The organism is Streptomyces sp. NPDC054975, assembly GCF_053609105.1.
The window spans coordinates 1-1,094 of sequence record NZ_JBSGWV010000118.1 but is presented as its reverse complement, the minus strand read 5'-3'; the positions used below and the strand labels follow the sequence as shown (position 1 = coordinate 1,094).

Below are 1,094 nucleotides of genomic sequence, written 5' to 3'. Positions count from 1 at the left end.
GATTAAACGGATGCCAGCGTCAATGATTTTCGGTAAATTATTGATCAGCGCTTGGACCAAGCTGACGATTAAGAACAGCGCCATTTCAATTAATTGCGGAAGCATCGTAATAATTCCGTCGACCAAAGCCGTTAAAATTTGGATGCCGGCTTCGAGTATCAACGGTAGATTCGTCACAAGTGCGTCAATGAGCGCCATAATGAGCTGCAGCGCCGCCTCGATTAATTGCGGAAGAACCTGGATGATTCCGTTAATCAGCGCGTTTAGAATCTGGATGCCTGCCTCAATGATCATCGGTAGTAACGTAACAATCGTATTAATCAACATCGTTAGTAATTGCGTTGCTGCCGTAATGATTGCCGGAAGCGCCGTAACAATTCCCTGGATCAGCGACGTAATGATAAGGATGCCCGCGCCGAGGAGCATCGGCAAAAGCGTTGTGATCGATTGGATCAGCGTCGTGATGACTTGCGTAATGGCCGTTAGAATATTCGGAAGCGCCTGCGTAAGTCCCGTTAGAAGGCCCGTTATGATTTGAACGCCAGCCTGCGCAAGCATCGGTAGATTCGTAGTAATCGCGTTTACGACAGAAGTTACGAGATTAACAAATCCGTTGAGGAACGTCGGCAGGTACGTCTGTAGGCCTTGCTCGATTGCCGGCAAGAATCGTGTTCCTGCAATAATTAGGCCGGGAAGTCCTCCAACCAGCATACCTACGATTGTCGGAATGTACTGCGCGATGGAACTGAAGTCGCCCTGAAACGCTTTGTTGACGGCGCTTATCAAATTCGTGATCGCGTTCTGTACGGCCGTAGCGCCAGCGATGATTAGCTGGACGACTGACTCCGGTAGAATCTGACGCAACTTATCGGCACCGCTAGCGAAGTCGCCCGTTAGAACCGTTGCTAAACCGCTGAAGAGCGTTTTCAGTGTCGCAAGGGCTGGTGCTAGCTTTGCGCCGATCGTGTTCGCCAAGGCTTCGAGCTTAGTACGGATGGCTTCGTTGTTTTTAATTAATAACGCGATGGCTGCGACCGCCGCTACGATGGCTCCGGCAATGAGTGCGGATTGACCGAGCAATAACAGTAAGGCCC

The 1,094-nt window shown here is 50.4% G+C and carries 1 protein-coding gene; it reads right to left on the bottom strand.

The genetic code is table 11. The annotated features are described in order from the left end of the window. The coding region (locus tag ACWF79_RS34840) for a phage tail protein (RefSeq protein ID WP_453732179.1) at positions 1-1,094 on the bottom strand (1,094 nt) is incomplete at both ends.